This is a genomic window from Arenibacter sp. F20364, assembly GCF_023015905.1.
Lineage (GTDB): Bacteria > Bacteroidota > Bacteroidia > Flavobacteriales > Flavobacteriaceae > Arenibacter.
Map to the genome: position 1 here is coordinate 149,188 of NZ_JALKBD010000002.1, position 23,743 is coordinate 172,930.

General features: G+C 39.8%; 9 protein-coding genes. All 9 read right to left on the reverse strand.

Going from position 1 to position 23,743, the window contains the following annotated elements; all coding sequences use genetic code 11:
* Positions 1 to 22: 22 nt before the first annotated feature.
* Positions 23 to 3,169, reverse strand: coding sequence for a TonB-dependent receptor (locus tag MWU84_RS02105; RefSeq protein WP_246897678.1), 3,147 nt, complete (start codon positions 3,167 to 3,169; stop codon positions 23 to 25).
* Between the two features lie 390 nt (positions 3,170 to 3,559).
* The gene (locus MWU84_RS02110) at positions 3,560 to 9,196 is read right to left on the reverse strand and encodes a T9SS type A sorting domain-containing protein (protein WP_246897680.1); all 5,637 of its coding nucleotides are present in this window, start codon (positions 9,194 to 9,196) and stop codon (positions 3,560 to 3,562) included.
* Between the two features lie 3 nt (positions 9,197 to 9,199).
* The gene (locus MWU84_RS02115) at positions 9,200 to 11,260 is read right to left on the reverse strand and encodes a hypothetical protein (RefSeq protein WP_246897682.1); all 2,061 of its coding nucleotides are present in this window, start codon (positions 11,258 to 11,260) and stop codon (positions 9,200 to 9,202) included.
* 31 nt (positions 11,261 to 11,291) lie between these two features.
* Entirely contained in the window at positions 11,292 to 16,307 is a 5,016-nt protein-coding gene (locus tag MWU84_RS02120; protein ID WP_246897684.1) for a hypothetical protein, read from the reverse strand.
* Between the two features lie 109 nt (positions 16,308 to 16,416).
* Entirely contained in the window at positions 16,417 to 17,013 is a 597-nt protein-coding gene (locus MWU84_RS02125; RefSeq protein WP_246897687.1) for a transposase, read from the reverse strand.
* 159 nt (positions 17,014 to 17,172) lie between these two features.
* Positions 17,173 to 17,523, reverse strand: coding sequence for a hypothetical protein (locus MWU84_RS02130; protein WP_246897689.1), 351 nt, complete (start codon positions 17,521 to 17,523; stop codon positions 17,173 to 17,175).
* A 142-nt stretch (positions 17,524 to 17,665) separates the two neighbouring features.
* Positions 17,666 to 18,238, reverse strand: coding sequence for a transposase (locus MWU84_RS02135; protein ID WP_246897691.1), 573 nt, complete (start codon positions 18,236 to 18,238; stop codon positions 17,666 to 17,668).
* A 95-nt stretch (positions 18,239 to 18,333) separates the two neighbouring features.
* Positions 18,334 to 18,897, reverse strand: coding sequence for a hypothetical protein (locus MWU84_RS02140; protein WP_246897694.1), 564 nt, complete (start codon positions 18,895 to 18,897; stop codon positions 18,334 to 18,336).
* Positions 18,897 to 23,717, reverse strand: coding sequence for an ADP-ribosyltransferase domain-containing protein (locus tag MWU84_RS02145; RefSeq protein WP_246897696.1), 4,821 nt, complete (start codon positions 23,715 to 23,717; stop codon positions 18,897 to 18,899). The genes MWU84_RS02140 and MWU84_RS02145 overlap by 1 nt, the downstream gene beginning before the upstream one ends.
* Positions 23,718 to 23,743 lie beyond the last annotated feature (26 nt).

Sequence of the window (23,743 nt, forward strand, 5' to 3'; positions counted from 1 at the left end):
ATCTTATTTTAAATTTTATTAATTACAGACCGACTTGCAGACCAATTACGAATGTTGTCGATTTTGGATATTCATGCCATTTCATTCCTTGTGAAAAGACATTGTTACCTTCGCCACCACGAATAGGGGTTACCTCGGGATCTCCTAGTAGTTCATCATGGGTCAACAAAAAGAAATTTTGTGCCGAAGCGTACAGTCTCAATTTATTCAAATGCATACTCTCAACCAAGTTTTGATCAAAAGTATAGCCTAACATAATGTTCCTACCACGTACAAAAGAACCGTCCTTTACCCAATGTGAATCCACGTTGGTCACATAACCGGCACGTGTATCCCTAACCTGGGCAATCATGGTGTCTTGATTATCAGGAGTCCAGGCATCCAATACTGTGGTGTAACTATTGGCAAGAGCCTGCCTATCTTCACTGGAGTGCAGGTTCATATCCATAACATCGTTACCCCAAGAATATTGAAGTTCCAAGGTAAAATCAATGTTTTTAAAGGAAACATAGTTGGTAAGTGTTCCCCATGCTGTTGGGTAACCGTTTCCTATAATGGACCTATCCTCATCATTTATAATATAATCCCCGTTAAAATCCTTATATTTTATATCTCCAGGTAAAATGGTAAGACCGTTTCTATAACTTACAAATTTAGCGGCTTCTGCGGCCTCATCTGTACCCCAAGTACCCAAACGGGTAAGGCCCCAGAAGGCACCTACAGGCTCACCAACCCTAATAATACTGGTTTCGTTGGTTATTCCAGGTCCACCTACACCAAAAATATCCGATGGTGTGGCCAGAGAAAGTACTTTATTCCTGTTCATAGATATATTAAAGGAAGTATTCCAAGTTACATCATTCGTCATTATGTTCTTTGTAGAAAGTCCTAATTCAAGACCCTTGTTCTCCATAGATCCAACATTTCTTCTTATGGTAGCATACCCACTGGATTGTGGTACAGGGGCATCCAAAAGCATATCTGTGGTTTTCCTATAGTAATAATCAGCTTCCACGCTAATTCTATTATCAAATAATCCTAATTCTAACCCAACATCGTACTGCGCGGTTTTTTCCCATTTCAAATCTGGATTCGCCAATCTATTTAGACCGGTTCCTCCCACACGACTGTCGTTCCATATGGTTGCATAGTTGGAGCTCAAAAGTGATAAGGAAGAATAGGGTGGTATTTCGGAGTTACCTGTAACCCCATAACTGGTTCTAAGTTTTAGGTTGGAAATTAGAGCATTGTCTACAAGAAAATCCTCGTCCGAAATCCTCCAGGCAACTGCGGCTGAGGGGAAGAAGGAAAACTTATTGTTGTCTCCAAATTTCGACGAACCATCTGCCCTACCCGTAACTGTAAATAGGTACTTGCCGTAGAGGTTATAATTCAATCGCCCAAAATAGGAGTTCAATGCTTCCCTGTCAGCAAAGGATTGTACTGCTATATTATCGGATCCTGCACCCAAGTTGTTGAATTTAAAATAATCAGTAGGGAAATTTCTGGAATCCGCATTGACAAAGAATTGATTGGATTGTTGCCAGGACACCCCCAATAAGGCCGTCAATGAATTGTTTTCATTGATTTCCTTATTATAGGTCAAGTAGTTTTCAATAGACCAGAATGTCTGCTTTTCATTGCTCGCTTGAGCTCTGGCTACCGCATTGTTATCCAGTACACTGTTTCGGAATTCATTGTTCTCTTGGGTAAGGATATTGGCGCCGATTACAGTCCTCATTTCCAACTCTTTGGTAAAATTAAGATTGGTATAAAAACTACCGGCCGTTGTTTGGGTATTTAATATATACTCATTATTATCAAGCCAGTTCACAGAATTTCGGGTACCTTCTGCATAGGGGTAATCCCTGTTATTGGCATATAGACCTTCCAATGGGCCTCCAGTATGAAAAGGAGCTGGGTAAAAAGGATAATCTTCCACCATTCTACGTGGCACTTGGTCATTGGTGTCGGCCAAGTTCTCTGTTTGGTTATTATAGCTAAGGGAGCCTCCGATCTTTAACCATGTTTTAATTTGATCATCTATTGAAAAACGTCCTGAATAGCGCTTTAGATATGTGTTTTTCAAAAGACCTTGTTCATCCCTAATACCAAGGGAGATGGCATATGTTGTTCTTTCGTTACCGCCTGAAAAGCCCACCTGATGGTTTTGTGATAACTTATGTTGTACCACTTCTTTGGACCAATCCGTATCATAGATTGCCTTGCCGTCACTATCAAACAAATAAGCAACATTTGGATTAGCTCTTTTCAGTCTTGGCTCGTACTGTGCATAGTTCCCAGCTGCCCATCCAGCAGGATCAAATTTCTGTGTGTTTTCCCATGAAAGTTGTTCTATCATGGCATATTGCTCGGAATTTAAAACCTTGGCCCTGTTGGGTCCAAATTGGTTAACACTGTACTCCACATCGTAAGTAACCCTACCTTGCCCCGCGCGACCTCTTTTAGTGGTCACCAAAATAACACCATTGGCACCACGAGCACCGTAGATGGCAGTTGAGGAAGCATCTTTTAATACTTCAATGGATACTACATCGTTGGGATTTAGATAATCAATAGCCGAACTAAAGTTAGCTTGATTACCCTGTGGCAACTGAACCCCATCTATAACGTATAGCGGGTTGTTGGAAGAGTTTATAGAACTAAAACCCCTAACCCGAATGTTGGATTTACCACCTGGACGACCCGAGTTGGTGTTTACCTGAACCCCTGCAATCTTACCGGATAAGGCCTGATTCAATGAGGTTGCAGGACGCTCTTGAAGCTGTTCGGCATCTACTTGGCCTACGGCACCGGTAAGATCCGATTTTCGCTGACTACCGTAACCGATTAATACTACCTCTTCCAGTTCGCTGGCATCTTCTTCCATAACGGCATCAACCGTTGATCTTCCGTTTACACCAATTTCCATGGTTTTGAAACCAATATAACTGAAAACCAAGGTGGCATTACTACTTACATTATCCAATGAGTAGTTACCGTCAAAATCTGTTTGGGTTCCGTTGGTTGTACCTTTAACCAATACGTTCGCCCCAGGCAAGGGTCCGGATCCATCCGAAACATTTCCTGTCACTGTTTGTGCCCCCGCCAGTCCGAAACATAAAAATGCTCCTGCCAGCAGTAGGCATTTACCTAGTGTAATCTTCATAAATAAATTTTTTAGTTAGTTAATTGTTTTTAATTGCATGCCAGCCGAGTTAAAAGCATAGCACATACGATCGTTAAATATATCTTAAGGAAAATGGATTGTTGCGGAATAGTAAAAAAAGAACTCTAAAATTCATGAATTTTAGAGTTCTTTCCTACATTTTTGGGACATCCCTAATTAGGGCCTTATTTTTTGGACCTTTTCAAATCAATACTAGAATTGGTTGCATTGGCTTTAAAATTTAGATTCCAATTCTATTAAACAGGGTTATAATATATCCAACAATATGATTTTTCCTATTTATACAACCATATAGCGATATACAACTATAGTTACAACATGTAAAACTTGACAGGAAAAAATCGGTCCTTATCTCTTCTTTTGAATATTTTATTTTAGGATTACTTTTCTTAGGGAATTGCCAAATGGGGTCTCCAGCAGAACTGCATATACCCCAGATGGCAATCCAGAGATATCAAAAGGAATGGTATAGGAAGATTCCCCTCTGGCTTTTTGAGAAGCCATTAGGGCGTTGTTGGCGAAGTTGAAGATTTTGATACTTATATTTCCTCTTTCGGATAGGGTTATATCGGCAGCGAATTCCCCACTGGATGGATTGGGGTAAATGATAAAGTCTTCTATAAGTTTTCTGGGATCCTCTTCGCCCTCTCCTGAAGTAAAAGCTTCATTTTCCATTACCAGCACTTTCTTGGTCTGTTGAGCCCAACATTCACCAATTTTTGTGATTATTCCAATTTCGTATTCTCCGGCTTCGTTAAATATAAGTTCGGCTTCATCAGAATCTTGTTTTATAACCGTACCACCATCTGGCAAAATCCACTCTTGGGATTCAGGTAAGGGATAACTAATATCCACTGCAATAAGTGACTCCCCGACAAAAACTTGACTGGAAACTGCGAATTCAGCATTTATTTCATCATCGTTAACATCTACAAAAATACTGCCTGTTGCCGTACAGCCATTTTGGTTGGTAACCACAACAGAATAATTGCCACTTTTCTCTATAGTAACGCTTGGTTCGGTGCTATCAAAACCTGTATCCGAGGTCCAGGAATAAATGGCGGAGGCATCTTGCACGCTTGCATCCAAAAACAACTCTTGTCCTGAGCATAATGTTCTGTCTCCTCCTAAGTCGACAGCCATGGAAATAGGAGCCTCAAGGACATATGTTCTGATTAGAGGTCCGTCTTCAATGCCGGTAATGCTTACCGTATAATTTCCTGGAGATAAATTTGAGATACTATTGGTTGTTTCTCCTGTATTCCAGCTATAGGTATAATTCCCATTACCTTGATTTACTAAAATGGTAATACTACCATCGGAAATGCCCTCGCATGTTGGAGTCAAAATAGTTTCTTCTGCAATATCCGGTTCGGTTATGACATAGGTTTTAGTTATATAGCATCCATTGGCATCAGTAATGGTAGCTTCGTAGGAGCCCATGGGCAGATTTGTAATTTCTTGGTTATTCCCCAATTCTAAGTTGTTCGAGAGACTTATCCAATTGATAACGTATGGGGTTGCACCCCCTTCTATTTGTAGAGAGATGCTACCATCATTCGCCATGTATTGGGAATTATTACTTACCGCGGCATTTGCAATTCGTATTGGATCTGTAGCAGGATTAATGGTTACGGAGGTTTCTGCAAAACAACCATTATCATCATATACCTCCAAAGTGTATTCTCCTGGTTCCAAGTCAATTAAATTTTGACTGGTGGAGCCATCGCTCCATAGATAGCTGTATGGGCCAGTGCCACCTAATACGGAAATCGCAATTGCTCCCTTCGGGTTATCTTGGCAAAATACATGGGTGATATCGTTAACGGTTATTTCCAAATCGTCTGGCTGTGTGATGGTTAAGGGAATGGCATCTGCCGAAACCCCGTTGGTATCAGTAACCCTAACAAAATACTGTCCGGCGGGGAGATTGCCAATAATTTCTGTATCCTCCTCCAAGACAGTATTACTGTTTGTTACCTGAAACCATTCGTAGGTATATGGCGGGACTCCACCTTGAACGGTAGCAATGATTTCACCGAAATCATCGCCATTGCATTCTAGGAAGACACTTTGGTCTATTGTAATTAGGAGCTCACCTGGTTCGGTAATACTAATGGGGTTGGACATCAAAATACAACCTGCACCATTGTTGAGGGCATAGTTTTCGTCTGTGATAGTAAGGATATAATCCCCTTCTTCCAAATTACTTATATCTTCATTGGAAGAAGTAAAGCCTCCCGGACCGATCCAACTAAATACTAAATTCCCTGTGCCCCCTGAGGCCGTGATGCTAATTGCTCCATCTCCAGCATTAGCTTGGGAAAGCGGGCGCTGTTCATCAATTCTAAAGTTTAATTGTGCAGGTTGGTTCACTAAGGTCTCCATAGTAATTATACAGTCATTATTGTCAAGAAGATAGACGGTATAATATCCAGCTGATAAATTATTGAAAATATTGGAATTCTGATAATTATTGCCATCCAAGGAATAGGTATAGGGAGCCGTACCTCCTGTCGCGTTTAATTGTAAGCTACCGTCGTTGCTCCCGTTACAGCTCGCGTCAGTTGTCAATGGTACGGCTGTCAAAACCTCCAATGGCTGGTTTACTGTAATAGTCTGGGAAACAGTGGGGGTACCGGTGGAATCGTCAACCGTTAGGGTGTAGGTTCCAGCTGGGATATTATCCAGTCTTGGGACGTTTGGAACACTTAATATATTTCCACCCAAGGACCAGGTATAATCTATAGGAGCTGTACCCATAACTGTTGCAGAAATACTTCCTGTTGAGTTTCCATTACAATCTACATCAACAGCATTTAAACTGTTAATGGCCAAAGGTCCCGGTTCCGAAACTTCAAAATCTTGGAAAATAAAACATCCGTTGATATCCCGAATTTCCAGGGTGTAAGTTCCCGCCTCAAGACTTGTGATATCCATTATTGTATTCGTATACCCGTTTGGTCCGGACCAAGTAAATCCATATGGTTCAGTACCTCCAATTATTGTCAAGGTAATGGCTCCATCATTGCCTCCTGCAACAGAAACTGGTATAATCGTATTGTCGGATATTTGAATTGCAGTTGGTTCAGGAACAAAAACATCAAATGGTACGGATGTACAATTGTTTTCATCGGTTATGGTTATGCTATAGGTGCCAGTTGTCAGGTTGTCAAATATTGGACTTGTTTGTTCAGGTAGCCCACTAATATTATAGTTTAGAATTCCTGTTCCTCCGAATGCATTGATTGTTATGCGGCCGTCATTACCGCCAAAACAAGAAACTGGACTTATGTCTGCCATAGTAGTTATAGGTAACGGTGAGGCTATAGTAATTACTTCGCTTTCCAGAGGGTCAATTAAGGATCCGTCGTTTAGGAAAAGTTGATAATCACCTGGCCCTATACCTGATAAGGTATTTTCATCAGTAAGGGTGCGAAATGTGGCACCGTTTAGTCGCCATTCAAAAGTAATTGGGGAGGTCCCGGTTACATTGGCACTGATTATTCCATCTGCGGCTCCTAGGCAGGATATTTCTTGTTGAATGGAAATACTATTAATTTCCAATGGACCTGGCTCATCTATTATAATAGGTAGGTTAATAAGTGGAGAACAGCCATTGGCATCGGATATTTGGGCAGTGTATTCACCGGCTTCCAAATCCATAAGATTGGAACCGGTTGGTCCGGTAGGAGGTGTAAAGGGTTGACCGTCCTTGTTCCAAGAAATGGCATATGGTTCGGCCGGTGCTGAAAATGGTGTTCCTCCTAATATGTTAAGCGTTATACCCCCTTCATTTCCCCCGTTTGAAGTAGCGTTTTCAGAAGTTGACGTGACGGTAAGTTCATTTGGTTCAGTTACCAATACACCCATTATAGGGTCGGCCTCACAATTATTTTGGTTTCTAAGATAAACATCATAGAATCCGCCATTGGTTATCGGAATTAAACCGTTATTGAGGGGTTTCCATGTATCGAAAAAGTCCAATTTGTATTCGTAGCTTAAACCCCCGGAAGCAATGATTGCTATACTTCCATCTTGCGCTCCAAAGCAGCTAATATTATTTTGGGTCGCAGAATTTATTATAACCTCTTCAGGGATATTTAAAGTGATAGTAGTACTGTCGTAACCTGATGGGTCATTAAAATCGGTAAATCCAGTTGAAGCGACTTTTAAAATATATTCTCCTGGCTCTGATAGGTTGTTTAAAGAAATTGTTTGATTTCCTGTGGTTTGAATGGGGGAAATTACTCCGTTGATTGTCCATTGGTAGTTGTAATTCAGCATACCCCCAGAAATTGATAAAGTTATATTCCCATCATTTCCATTTGGACATAATATTTGATTCACTTGCTGATCAACTATCTGTGGGGGAGGTATTGTTGTAACCTCAATATTGTCAGAGGTGAGACTACAGCCGTTACTGTCTGTTATAGTTATTTTATAGGTGCCTACTCCTAATTCTTGAAATTCAACTGTTTGGTTTAGGTTATTGTGAATTAAAATAGGGTTTGTTATTGATTCGAAATCGAGGGTAGTTTCATTTTCCTTGGTCAGTTCAAAAGTATAATTGGGAGTTCCACCATTATAGAATATGCTGATGACCGCATTTGAAGCATTAATTGATGATGTTATGCCGGGGTTCGGATTTTCAAAACTAAGACTTGGTGGCGCGGCAGTGATCTGACCGTTAAGTAGTACTGGGTCACTTTCGCAGTTTCCAACGGAATAAAAGGCCTTAACTTCTACATTTTGCGCCATGGCCCCCAACGAAATATGCTGAGGGTTTTGTTCGGCGAGAAACCATTCTCCTCCATTTAATCGGTATTGATACGTATAGGAACCAGATGAATCCAAATTGTCGCCACCAATGGCGCTAAAGGCTATTTTCGCGGTATCACCACAGGTTTGGGGGGCAATTATACTACCAGAGGCTACTATGGTTGAGGGGCTTTCTATTCTAAAGGAGTTTGGTGTTATCTTTCCACCCTTTACAGTAACATCTACACCGTTAGGGTCATAAAGTACTTCTTGATAAACGATATAGTAGTCACCACTTTCCAAGTTTTGATTAGATTTCCCACTAAATGTACCGTTGCCATTATTAATTAGTTCACCTATCCTTAGTTCATCAAACGGAAGAGGTGGAAATACATCATCTGGTTTGCCCGTAAAATCACTAGGGCTTCCTTGGTACACAAAATATCGCATTTCATAATCTTTTGCTGTGTCCACATTCCTATCAAAGTTCAATGTGACACTACCGTCATTGTTGCCATAGCAAGTTTCATTGGTAGGGTCTGGGTCCTCAATTAGATTCGGGGAGCAGTTTATAACATCGTATAACACTGGTCTCGTGAATTCTGAACCATAACCTGTTCTTATACTTATCTGAATTAGACCGTCCAACTCAGAGGGACTGAGAAAATCTTCCAATTTAACACGAAATGAACGTCTATTTTGATATGAATTTTCAAAATCAGTCCAAGATCCACTGTAATTTTCTTTAATAATTTTATACTGCCAGTTCCAACCAACTTCTAGGGTGATATCATCCGATGCACAAATTGTTGACTCTGCAATTGTTGGTAATTTAATATGTATAGGGTAAATCCTGGAAAATGAAACACAAGAACTATAAGACTTAGGTGAAATTCGATTTTTTAATTCATCCAAATCAAAACTAACAGGTTCTGGAGTTCCACATACCAATGCATTATCACCTCCTAATATGAAGGATATACCCGCACTATCAAATCCATTGGGGATTAAGAAAAAATCGTAATATGTTTGATTGTTATAAAGTGGACTATATTGTTTGACAAACCCATAATACCGATTATTTAGAAACGAATTTATTGTCAATTCGGTATAGGGAGAATTAGAGCCAATGCCTTGGATCTTGGTTTCGATCAAATAAGCATATTCATTTGCTTGGCCATTCAATAAACTTGGGCTCGCCATACATATGAACAATACTACTAAACAATAATAAAACTTGTACATCTCTCAATACTTTATATTAAACTTCTTAATTAAAGTTGTCCGACCAGTGGGGAGGATAATTTGCAACCCATAAGTATAATTTGAATTTATCTCCAAATCCACATCGTTATAACCCCCGGTAGTTCCATTCAAGGTCTTGTATAATCTTAGATTTCTATTATTTTTTCCCTTGTATAAGCGGTATTCCAAAACATTAAAATCTTTGACATTCCATGTAAGGTTAATAAATCGCAATTCGCGATTTACGGTTCCGGAGAACTTAATATCCTCCTCCTTAATAGACCGGGCGTTCCACATAATATTAATAGGTTTGGATGGTAGACTTTCCAATCCAATAGAATCTGTAGCCACCACGGTATAGCTATAAACACTTGGTTCCTCCACCGTAGAATCAATAAAAGTGGAATCAATTGGGGAACTAGATTCGTGTAGTTTTTCCCAGAGTGCTTCTTGTGCACTTCCCTTTTTTCGATACACCTTGTGGGAAGCAACATCAACGCTACTACTTGGAATCCAAAACAGTTTTATCCCATCCGTTGTAACTTCATAATTGTTAAGTAATGGAGAAGAAGGAGGTATATTGTCAGGTTTTTCAATAGTCAATAGATTAGAAAATTGAGAACGATTATAGCGCTGGTCTTCCGCCAATATTTTATAGTATATTTTTCTGTTTAAATTTGCAGCAGCAATAGTATCTGCATAGCTTGTTTTTATTAAAGTAGCTCGAGTGACTTCACTAAACTCATTATTCGGATTATAGGAACGGTAAATACGGTAACCTCCCAAATCCTCCTCCAAATTATTTGCCCAGCTTAGTTTAACGATTCCAATGGTATCCACCACACCTTCCAAACCACTTGGTGGGGAGGGAGGTATGGAGTCCACCGGCTGAACTAAGGAAGCATAGGATTCACTTTCTACACCGTTTTTGCCTATCGCGGCTATGACAAAGTAATTAACCCTGTCCAAGCCTTCATAGGTGATTTTCCTTGCCGCTATGGGAATATTATCAATCACGGTCGAAAAGGGACCTTCGTTCGTATTCGCTTTGCGTAACTCAAACTTATCAATTAGCTTATTGCCTTCCTCCTTAAATTCCCAGTGGAGGATTACCTTATTGTCCGTAGGTAGCTGCTTTTGATATATACGAGGGACAAAACCTAAGTCAGCCTCTGCCATACCTTGAATTACTTCGGAATTTGGTCCAGTTTCCCCAAAAGCCGTTTTTCCTTTAACTCGATAATAGAAATTGGTATTATTGGGGATAGAATCTTTGTAGAACAAAGATATCTCTGTGGCGTCCTTGGGTTGTTGGGCACTAAAGAGGGGAACGCCGTTCAATTTTTCAAAGCTAACATTGTCTCTAGATCTCTCAACTTGGTAATTGGTGTAAACATGTTGCAACAGATTAAAATTCCAACTTAGCCCCACTTTTTTGTCAGAAAAAATACCGGTTAGACCAATGGGTTTGGGTAGGGCTTCAAACAAATCCGGACTGGCATATACTGTCCCATTTTTGATGTTGGAGATGCTTTGTCCTGGGGTAGCTACGGAAACTGAATAAACATATTTTTCACCTGCCATAACAGTTTCATCTTCAATGGCCCAGCCGGCTAGTTTGGAGGCCTCATAATTTTGTTCGGCAGCTACCAAGGCGAAGGTAAAACGCTGCTCCAATTCATCGTTAATTGCAAATACCTGCCCCATTTGATTTCCGGGGGTACTTACCTCAAAAGAATCACCATATAGTGCTTGTGCCAATATTGCTACACTTTGATCTTGATTGGCCAATGCCTCCCAGTCTTCCAAGGGTTTTGGCTTAAGGGGTTGGGCGACCATTTGTTTCCTTTCTATGGGCACCACAGCTTCCCGATTTCTTGAAATAGTAGCTCTTTCGATCCAAAAACCTACCTCATTGGCGGTCTTCCATGCCAAAGGCTGATCTACTGCCCATCGAAGTAAAACCTTATTGGGCAAAGAGCGTGCAATAACCTTAACGGATGCAGGATCTTGGGCCCAAAGGCTTGAGGTTATGGAGAATAATATTAAGATGAGTCCTTTCACGGTATTACGGTTTGTTTCAATAGGCTTTCTACTAGTCGTTTATATACTTTATTTTATATCCTTTTTGATAAATATCCCCTGGTGTTCTGTAAATAAGCTCTGCGTTGAAAGTGCCCAATGGTAAAGGGGGAAACGAACTTTCAATTAGATATTTATACCTTTCATATTGGGAGCTATTGCCATTACTGGCATAATATTTATTGAGTATTTTATCCCTTAAATAAACCATGTCTACTTTATACTGATATGGTAAATTATATACAAAAGGAATCCTATTTTTTACCCAAGACGAATTGGGATTGTTATCCAAGTTTGCCAAATATTCGTTTCCTACATAAAAGGAGCGAACAGGAGGTACGCCCATAAGTGATTCCTCCCTATTCACCCTGATGTTACCATCAAGGGGGTAATTTTGGTATAGTAGAGGGTAAATTTTCTTTTTATAATAGGCATCGTCCAAAACAGCTTGGGCATAAACCAATGGCTTAGAGTTGGTATATTTGCCTCCAACTACTTCCAATTTCCTTAGATATTCATAGTCGGCCACTTGAACCGAAAGTGAGTGAACATCTGCAAATATGTAGTTTGTAAGGTTGTTGGTAACCGTTAATTCCTTGATCTTTTCCTTAAAGGTGGCATGCTTACTAGTATTGAATCCGTATTCCAAGATTGATTTAGGTGCTCCATTCGATATGGTAATATTTGCGGCTTTTTTGTTGGAAACAACAGCACTACCAGATACGTTTCTCATTTCTTGGTTACCGGAGGAGGGATCGAACCAGTTGGTGTCTCCGCTTTCTAAATCGCTAAGAAGTTCTGTATTTTCCACAAGTATTTCCGTTTCAATATCCGATCCTGGGGGGAAAGCCATCAGATTTAATTGATAAGCTGAGTTAAGTAGCATGCCTTTGGGGACTTCATAAAATATGGTTGCTTTTGATTTGTCATAGGATAAATTGGTACGAATGCCTTGTCCGCTTACAACGGAAGCAAATTCGGCCCTCATTTCAAAAGCACTATCAAAGAGGTAATTCTGCGCGGTAATCATTTTAACATATCCATGGTCATATTCTTCCGGATAAAAACTTTTTTGATCCATGACGGGATACATATAAGCTATATTTTCCAATGGAATATAATCGGGAGCCCGGTCCGTTTTAAATACGATTTCCTTTTTTTCAATCACTGGCTTTCCATTTTCTATCATGGTCTGATAACTATCCCCTATTTTTTCATCAAAACTAACCTCAACGATTACTTTTATTTCCTTTTCAGATGGTAGGGTTTCTTCAGGTTTGAAGGTTACGGCATCGTTGGTTTCGTTCCATTGTAAATTTCCCTTTAGTTCACGGCCTTCGGAACTGACTGTAAAATTCTTAAGTTGAAGTTTGAAAGTACGGACTCCATTATCCAATTCTACTGTAAAATCGGAATTGGCGGCATAATTGAAAACGGCTTGTGGGGCTGCAAAAACAGAAATATCGTCGCTTTTGTCCTGAGGTGTTACATCGGATATCATTGGTACTCCCACGGCGTTATTGATGTTCTCCAATTCACATTCTTCCCCGACTTCCACTTTTAAACGCATTCGGCCTGATACCAGTCCGCCTAATATTCTATAATACATGCCGACATATCCTTGAATATATACAGGATTAGGGAATTGACCCCTTAACATCGCAGCTACCCCTGCCTCCGCAATAGGGAATTTGCCTTTAATGAATGCCAGATCCACCTTTACCCCGAATTCTCCATAGAGATAGGCATAGACTTGCCCCATGGAATACCAGCCGTTATTACCTATAGGGCCTGGGCGACCTACACATTTTGCATTGGGGTAATAGGCGTGCATCACATCAAAACCGGCACCCAATTCCACAAAGGCATAAAAAATTAAGTAATCGAAACTATAACCATATCCAAAGTTCAACCCAAAGGCAAAACCTTTCCCAGATTGCAACTGGTTTTCTTGACGATTACTGTTCAACATATCATCTCCTAGAATTTTAACAACCATAGGATGAGGGTCTAATTGTGCAGGTAATTGCGTACCTGTCATAAAATAACCACCTACCCTAAGTTGAACTCCTACCTGAAACAATAATTCTATTCTTTTTTGTGGAGTACCAATATAAATGTACCAGTCTTCGGGGCCTGTGTGCATTTTGGCATAACCCGCAAGATTGTTTTCACCTCCGCCTTTTACCCCTTCTAAATCAAGATATAGTTCAAATTCTCCATCAAAAGTCTGATTTACAAAATCCTTTTCAATTCCCACATAAACCCCGACTTTCCCTGAAGCGGCAACATCATGGACCGGGATAGCCTCTTTGGCAAGTCCCATAAAATTGCCATATTTGGATAGTTGGTCCGCTATACTCTTATTATCTTCAACAAAATCGTTTACCTTTTCAAATGTTTTGTTTAACGCACCAAAATCCGATGAGTCGAGCCCGCCACTAGTATTGTCGCCCATAAAGGCACCCTCTCCTGTAAATCCAATTCTATTTAATCCACCATGACTATTAAAGGCCATCTCCAAATAGGCCTTGCCACTAAAAGTGTCGGAATTTTGAGTGCTGATATCTACGCCAGCACGGACTCCCAATCCATACTCTGCATTTGGTCGATAAACGGCTGAGGAAGGTGAAAAGCCATCTGTGTTGCCACGAATCTTTTTCATGCGATAGGAAATACCACCTACCATGGAATTTATCATGAACTTTGTACTGCTCTTTTCATCGTTTTTGGCCCAAACATCAACATTCCAATATCTAAAATCCTTTGCTCCAAAAATTGCCTTACCCTCAACTTTTAGGTTTATGCTTTTAATGGTTGCCGCAACATTACCACGAAATCCATCACCATACCAGCTATGGTCCTGCATTATTTCCAGTCCCCCTTTTATGGTGATGCCACTTTTTTCATAATCTATTTCTATACCATTGACCTTAACCTGTTCAAATTGCCATTTCTGAATTTTGGCACCATCCTCCAATTTTCCCATTACCTGCATGCTAGTCGTGGCATGGGATCCTTCACCGTCCAAATTTATTTTTAGGTCGAAGGAAAGTCCAGCCTGGTTGCTGGGTGTCACCAATTCCAACTTTTCCACTGAGGCCGGAAAATTCATCAACTTCATTTCCCCCTCAAATCCAAAGCTTTTGGCACTGATGGGTTTTTTGCCGGGTTCTGTTTCCAATTTTAGGCCCTCGAATACGATACCGGGAAAATGAAATCCTTTGCCACTATTTTTGACCGATTCTGCTGAGGGCGATTCTTCCCCTTCTTTTTGACCAATTTTGCCTATAATTGACAATTGTCCCGTTAGGTTTGCCGAAGGATATACATTGCCATCCTTTATATCTATAGCCACGCTGGAATTGCGTTCCAATTGCATTTCACCTAGAAAGACAGGAGTTTTATAATTGCTGTTGATTCCTACTTCAAGGCCATAACCGTTTGCCGCTATGTAGCCTGAATAATCCATGGGTTTCTCAAAAATTGGAACAGCAATATCACCAGCCAAAGAGCCACCGATTAAGGAATTTCGGGATAATGAGATACTCACATCTTCTATGGTAAAGGCCCATTTCCCGGCAGCCCCATCCCCAGTCTTCAAAACATTTTCGGCAAAGAAAGTGCCCGAGACCCCCTGACTATCCAGTATCAAATCCTGTGCACCGAATTCTACGCGACCCTCGGATTTTTTGGTGTCCTCAATTCCTTTAGGCAGCATCACACTTATTTCCTTGGCATAAAAGCCTCGCCAAAGTTCGCGTTGACCACGGGTCAATACCTCACTATAATCTTTTGGGAATTTTATTCCTGTTGCATTGCGACTGTCGCTTAAGTCCAATACTGCACTTTTTATATTGAATCCCCATCCCTTTAAGCCCCTAACTTCAAATTGGGGGAGAGATACCTCTGTTAACAAATCGTTCCAGCCATTGGCTTTTACGCTAAAGGATGCGCCTACATAACACTTGTTGTTTACAACATCCGAGTCCTTTAAATATTTGTTATCCGTGCTTTCACCACAGACATAATTTCCTCCACTGGTTATGGGGAGGAGAATGTTTCTGGAAATTCGGAGGTCGGCCTCAAGGCCTATGGATTTTAACCCGGCGCAGTCGAACTCTACGAAGGATTGATCCCCAAAGGCTCCATTTTTTAAGTCTATACCACCCTTAAGGGTAAGTAACCAGTTGTCACCGTTCAGAGGAATGGCCTGATCGCCCAACAAGACCAATTTCATATCGCCCAGTAGGGCACCATCATGGGAGAGTTTTATGCCTTCTCCACCAAAATATATTTCCCTACTTGGTTCCCCATTAGGGCCTTTAACGGGAATGATCATTTTGGCCCAGGCCTTGAATTCTGCATATTGCGGTTTAAAATGTACTTGGGTAATGGCTAGTTCTACACGGTTGCCGGAGGTGGAATCTTTTTTGCTTAGTCCCACAGGAAGCTCCAATAATTCTTTGCCTGTAATAATATCGACAAAATTGCCCAATTCCTTTACCGCCTCAAAAGCTCTTATGGCTTGGGCCACAAGGGTGTCCGCTTTGGGGTTTCTGGAAAAATTAGTTGAAATATATTCGGGAGTAAACTCAGGTTTAAGGTTGGCGAAGGAAACATTGAAGTTATTGTTTTCCGCCAGTTTTTGGTCTAGAGAAGGAAAGGAGCGGACGCTTTTTTCTTCTGCTGTAGTTGCTATTGAACTATTGTGCCTTCGGCCACGCTCAGGCTCCGTTGGGATAACGAAAACTGATCTTTCACCAGCATTGCCCATTCTTGCCATGGCCATTTGCTGTAAATTGGCCAAATGTTTTGGGTCTACTTTAAGTATTTTGGTGGTGTCTTTATCTTTTGGGTTTAGGGTGTCTTTGGAGATGGTAATTAAGGCTTTTAAGAGACAAACCTCGGCTTCGCTACCCGTACTCAGAATGGACTCAGTACAGTACTCAAGAGGGGAGTTGGTTGGTCCAGCCCATAGTAGGCCGCAACATAGGAATAGGATGATATGTATGTAGTTTTTATTCATAATTCTTGATTATGATTGATTATTTTAACTGGGCTTACTTTAGTTTTCCTTCCTGATAGTTTCTTCCTTTTAAAAGCTCCGCAAAGTCTCCCGACTTTGAGGGCTGTTACTATTCATTTCTATTAAATGACGATGGTCGTAAAACATTTATTATTGGATTTGCCGCTAACTCAATATTACTCAATACCCCTTTGCCATCTATATAATTGGTGGCGCTGGAATAGAGATAATGTGATGCCTTTTCCACAATTCCCGCACGTACTGGGTTAAGATGTATGTAATCTAATTTTGACCACAGGAACTTTTCAGAATATATTTCCTCAGCATGGTTCCCGTATCGCCAGAATTGATAGTTTTTGTTCCGAGAATGGGTTTTAGTCGCTTTTTTGAAACGTTCCAGCATCCATTCGCTTCTACTTTCCGGCTTTGTATTTATTTCTTTTAGTATTGTCGTTGCAGTGAATTTTTTAAAATCGCGAATTAAGTCAGATAGTTTTCCATCTTTTGATTGCATAATTAGATGGACATGGTTGCTCATGATTACATATCCATAAAGGATCATGCCTCTTCTTTTTATGCAATAGTTGAGAGAATCAATAACCACATCCTTATAACTCTTGTTTGTAAAGACATCAATCCAATCTACTACTGTGGCAGTTATGAAATGAGTTTTTTCCTGATCTCTGATTATGTAGCCTTCTTTCATGTGATTTTCTTTTCTGTCTTATACTATTCGTTTTTTTTTGGCCCATTTTATTCTCCACTCCTAATTGTGGCCTGGATAGCTCAAAGTCTGGAGACTTTGCGCAGCGGGCGTGACGCTCGCGCTAGCAGGGGGTCACAAATTCTGCTAATTTGATATTTTCTAATTTCGGATAAAATATTTTTTGATAAATGTCACATAATAGTCAATTAGCTCAGTACACAAGGTTAATCTCCATTTAGAATCTTGTTCAGGAATACTTTTTAATATTGAATTATATATTAAATAGCCCAGCTGTATTTGATTGTTGTCGTAATAGAGACTCAACTCCAATAAACCTCTATCTTTCGTAAAGTGAATTTTATTTAAATCTTTTACAAAAGAAATCTGGAAATTATTATTGGGTTGATTTTCGTATACAGCATCCATCTCATGCCAATCAGGAAAACTTTTTTTCATTTCACCTCGGATGTAGGTTATGTAGCCTATGTTATCTTTTAATTTTTTTACCATTCTAATTTCCAATATTGATCGTACCGGACAAATTTTGCTGATTTGCCATACTTTTCTTTTACAAAATTCTTTATAAATTCCTCCGCTGGCGCGAGCGTCACGCTCGTGCCCATAATATGCATCTGAACTTTTATCCTTTTCCTCATAATTCCAACAAACCTAAATGAATGCCTTCATTATCTATTTTTAAAACCGAGTCATCCTCCGCATAGTTCCTTGCACTGCTATATTTCCAATCCACCGGGTCCGTAACAAAACCTTGTTCTACGGGGTTGTTGTGGATATAATTAATTTTTTGTTTGATAACTTTTCCACTCCAAAGTTCAATAGGCTTATTATGCTGTTGCCAAAATTGTCTTTTACTTATATTGCTATTTTTCTTGCCAGCCCGTTCCATCATCCATAGCAGCCACTCTTTTCTGCTTTCTTGTGGATTTTCTTCGATAGCTTTAATCATTTTTTTTGAGGTAAAACCTTTAAAATCCCTTAAAAGTCCCGAAGGATTATCATTTCCGGACCTAAAAACTAAATGAATGTGGCTTGGCATAAAACAAAAGGCAAAGACTTCCATGCCCTTTTTTGCCCTGCAATGGTCTATTGCTTCATGCAATATTGAAAAATATGTTTGCCTTGTAAATACATCTATCCAATATACGGTCGCGAAGCTTACGAAGTAGGCCGCGGTTGGGTTTTGGAATTTGTATTTTCTGCTCATCCTTTTTTATTAACTACCATTTTTTACTTATTCATTCTCTGTGCTTTTCACTGTTGACGGCACGAGCGTGACGCTCGCGCTAGCGGGGAATTATCTTAATCGGCTAGTTCCAAAAACATCTGATAGAGTTCTTCAATTTTTTGATTTACTTCTGGTTGTTTATAAACTTTTAAACTGGGTATTTTGTTAGGTTGTATCATTTCTATGTAACTCCTAAATGCCTCATTAATTTCTGACTTAGTAGGAAATATAATTTTCTTCTTATATGGAGATGCATCAATTATCTCCAATTGATTTTCGCAAAATAGGAGTAGATCTTCTGTGAGGTGTTTTTGCTCATTGTTGATTTTATAACTCGCAGCTTGGATATAAGGGATTACTTCTCTTATCTTTGAGTATAAATTAATTTCGCGTAATGGCTGGGAGACGTCAAAACTTTCTTCACGATATTTAGCTATTTGAAGAATTCGATTTGATTGTTTGTTATCTTCCTCGGCCAATCCCCAATCAAAAGCTCTCCTGATTTCCTGCACAATTTCAAGTCTCATTTCCATTTTTTCCTTTTCTCTTGCATTTGTAATTTCCATTTCTTTTCTTAAATGTTTTTTTAAATTGCTGATAATAGAGTCGATATACTTTAATATTTGTTTATCTTTCATTAGTCTATTAGTTTTAGTGTTATTTTTGTAAAGGGATTTTTTTGAGAGAATGACGGATCATTAATAAGAAAATCGTCAACAATATTGATTACCTTAAAGTTTTGACCACTCAACAATAATACTTCCATTTCGCCCGGAAGACAGGATATTTTGCATATGTTAGAGCCATTTGCATTTATTATTTCCAAAACAACATCATACCCATAGCGATAGCTGAACCTATATGCTGCAATTTCAATGCTTGTTGAAGTAGATTTAAAATCTTTAAAAATTATATTATCCCCTATTTTCCAGTTGTTAATGTTTTTAACTTCTTCTCCTGTAATGCCCCTAAACACTTGATTATGAAAACTGTTGGAAAGTTTAGATAATCCTGAACTTAATAGTTCATTTAATGCCTTGTAATAATCGTCCAACTTACCATCTCTTAACTGAGAATTTAGTTCGTAATGAATCTTAACTCCCTTTCTCGACATATCACTTGTATATACTTTAATAGCAGTCAATTCGTCGATTGACAGGTTTGGGAACTTAGAGGTTAGTTCACTGGATATAACCTCTGTTCTTTGTGTAATAACAAAAGTATCATTTAGAAATATTGATAAGTTGGAACTGGGATTATCCAATATTTCAGCCCATTTGGAATATCCTCCAGAATGCATAATTTCTTGGGCTATATCATCTATACTCTTTCCCAGGTTATAATCAAGATATTTGCTCAGCAGTTTGAGTTCTCCGTTTTTTCCAATTCTAATGGCGCCATCCACATTGACCCTTCTCAATACTTCCCAAGCCTCTAGTAATTTGGGATTATTGGCAACAGCCTTTGCAAAGTCAATATTGGCTAAGTCCGTATCTAGAACTTTAAATACTGTTTCATCAAATTCCAATTTTTTTATGAATTCTCCTATTTGTTTGGTCGCGTTGTCGGAGAATTTCAATAACGAATAGTTTCCAGTATCAATTTTTATTATTTTACCAATGTTTTTAACGCTTGTGACATATACAAAAGGTAAGGTGGATGCAAAAGAGATAGCAGCATTTTGCCCGTCGCCTTCCCATGTGTACCATGCACCGTTTATGGCATCAAATAGTTCACCTGCTACTGGTGTCATGCCTGCTGTATCCAATAATAAATGTCCAGCTTCGGAAGAATAAAGCATACCGAAGAGATATTTAAGGTCTTCGGTGGTATTCACATCATAAAAGGGTTCTTTTGTCAATTGCCATAATCCATTGCCCTTGTTATACTGATATGTTTGAACTTGACCATTTTCACCATCAGCAATAGTGTATATATATACCAAATCTCCATTTGTAGATTGTGACAATCTTAAAAACCCACCACTTCCGAAATAATTATAATAACCAAAAATGTACTCTGTAAATGAGGAATAATCAATTTTGCGAAGGCATGTTTCGTAGTTTTGATCTTGTATTTTTAAAAGATCTGCAGGCCCATCAAAATCCCATTTGGTAACAAGAGGCCCAGTACCCGTTTTATTAATATCAATGGGAATAAATTTACCTTCAAACAATAAGTGGGAGCAGCCCAAGCCACTATCTATAGATCTTACTAATATATTGTTATTGTCCGGAAGTTCCGGAAACTGATATGGCTCATCTTCCTTTGCCCTTTTATATCCAGTAAAATCAGATTCTCGATTGTATCCAAGATAAATTCCTTTAGCAGGCCCATCTGGAATTGAGAAACTGGCTAAAACTCCATAAGCTGTTATAGGTTTGCTTTTAACTTTATAAAATGCAGGAATTGCCTCCTTAGGCAATGCAACAGGTATGCCAGCAGGGGAAACATATACAAAAGAACTATTTTTATTTGAAACATTATCGATTTGTATTAAATCGGTGTGTTCGAAAGCTATATCTGAGGAGGAAATCTCCCCATCCTCCTCATCTTGAAATACATAAAATTTTAAGGCAGGGTCGTGAATCTGGGCCCAATGCATATGGGGTAGTATAGTCCCACCATTATAGTCCATTAGCCAGTCGGTCTTCTCACGAATGTCCTCACCATATTGGCCGAATGGGTGTTGTAAGGCGAAAATACCATGCCCGAGTTCGTGGGCGAGTACCTTGCCCTTATCGCCACCCTTGCCTTCTTCATCTGCACTGCCACTAAATACAAAGCCCATTTGCCGTTGTAAGGGCATAAAGCCTGCAATGGAGCGGGAAGGGGTAATATCACCAAAGACCAGAATATAATAGGTGTCGTTTTTATACCCAGGAAGTTTTTTTGCAGCACTTACCAGTTGTTTTTGTTCATCGTTATAGGCCGCAGCCCATGCGCTTTCACCTACATCCAATCCGTTAGTGCCTAAGATATCTTTATCAAAACTTAACGCCAGTGTTTCTTGAAAATCAATTTTGGCTACACCTTGATTAAAGATGTTGGTGACCGTATTTTCAATATCACCTAGAGAGGCATTATTTACCGATACCAAGGCTACTTTTACTGCCCTTTCGGTCAAATGCCAAAGGGTAAAGGCCCCGGCGGTCAGCTGTTTGGTCCTGTCCGTCATGGAGGGCACTACGGCATAGATGATTTCATTCTCGAAAGTGTAACGACCTTTGAGGGTTAGCCGAATAGTATTATTGCCTCTAATTTCAACAGGGATTTTTTCACCCTGTTTTGTTTTAAACACAATACTATCCAATGCATATTGGTTGCTGCCTGTTTGTTCTATTATGGCATCAACATAAGCTGTCTGGCCATTTTCAACGGCCTGATGAGCCAAAGTGTAATAATTACCATCTGCATCTAGTATGGTGGTGTATTCCTTTTTTATACTGGCATTTGTGGTATTAGGTATCTCGTCAAAACTAAAATCGCCTGGCACCTCTTTGAATGTTATCTGGATATCCTTTGCTGTCAAGCGTTCCAGTTGCCCGTTCGTGGATATGCCTTCCACATTATTGGAGGTTACGGCCCCTCCAGAATCAATTTGCCCACCTACGGTAATATTGCCTCCGGCATCAATATGATAGATCTGGCCTTCACCATCAACCACTACTTTGTCATCACCCAAAGGTTCCGAGATAGAGGCTTCATTTTCCGGATTGGTTATGGTCACCATTCCGTCCTTTATTTTAATGTAATTTCCAACACTGTCTCTTGGAATCATGAAGTTGACCCGCATTTCATCAAGGTCATTGTCACCTTCAAAGGGTTCTGATACCAAATCGCTTACCGTATCTACCGTCTCCACCACCTCATCCACATCGAGAATACTTGCTAAGTTGGGGTCATAGACCGTAACCACGGTGCCCTCGGACATTTGCTTATCCGTATTGATCTGCACATTGGTGAATTCTACACCAACTTTTATATTGTTCAAATAGGGAATGGTGACATGACCTTTGCCTGTAAACCGGCCATTGCTACCACTTACCTCCAGGACATGTATAGGAAAATCCCCGGCTACAAAACTTTCGCCTGTACTTAATTTGGGAAGGGGTTCCTTATTCGTGAGGCTAAAATTGGGGGTAATACCACATTGATATACACTTGCTTCATTATCGGCTAAAAAGGTGGTGAACTGTTTGGCCATGCTCCAGTCGCTACCGGTAACCACGCATTTTTTCTGCAACTGATATTCGTAAGTAGTACCGGCCTTGAGATCCCAAAGTGTAAGTTGATTTGTATTGGTCTTGCTTAAAAACCACTCGTTTGTATTGCCTTTTTGTCTATAGCGTATGGTATATTCGGGAACATCTGTAGTAAAATCATCCCAAAAAATATTGGAATTGGTGCTTCCTTTTACCTCATGGTTTATAACGATTGGCAAGTCGCATGACCCGGCATAGCTAAAGGAGAATATCTCGCTATAGCCCTGATTTTTAAATAGTCCAATTTCTTCCGCACCCTGTTTCGCTTTTGCCTGTATTCGCCATGCGTAATTTTTACCCGATAGCAGTAGAGGGTCTGCTGGTCCATATACATATGTGGTCGAAGTAGTGATGGTCTGAAATATTGGAGGGGAGCTCAAAAAGGCAGCTTGGGGATCTATTTGGGTGTCCCAAATTTCCACTAAGCTTAATTCGTATTCTACGTTGCTAACGTTAATACTCCTAGGTGTCCATTGGAAAATTATATTCTGAGGGTTGTTCTCGGCTACTAGGGTTTTGTTCCTTGGGGATATTAAAAACGGAGGTTCGTTCTGGAAGACTACACTTATGGCACAGCTTTTTTGGGAAAGGCGGTTGCCGGTAAGAACATCATAAACCTCATAACAAAACTGATATGCCCCTTCGGGTATGGCTTGTCCATAGACATTGGTTGAAATGCCCGTTATATTTTCATAGCGGAAATAAGGTGCCAGCTCTGCATTGGTCAGAACCAACGGGATACCACCTTCCAAGAATAAGGGACTTGCGCCAACTACCACATCATTACTCTGGAATGAAATTCCGTTGCCTTGAAAATAGGTCTTCAGCCGTATTTCACGATTGCTGATATCTAAATCGTTCAGTATTATTTGAAGCCGAAGTGGACTGTTTGTGGTGCTGGCATCGGCATATTGTGTAAAGTAAATGGGTGGTGGTGGGCTAACCTGTGGAATTAATTGTACGGGAAAGGATTGGGCACTTACAAACAAGCAGTTTATTGTTATCAGAAGCCAAAGGAACCCTTTCACTAAACCACCTAACTTAAACGTTTTTGAACTGGAGGAAACAGTGGAATTCCAGTTGATAATAGCAGAACATTCCTGTTTCCATACGTTTGCGCACAACCAATTTAAAGGGTAATTCCCTATAAATTTGGTAAGTATTAAAACATACAAGCGTATAAGTTTTGCCATACAATATTTATATCCACTCGGATAAT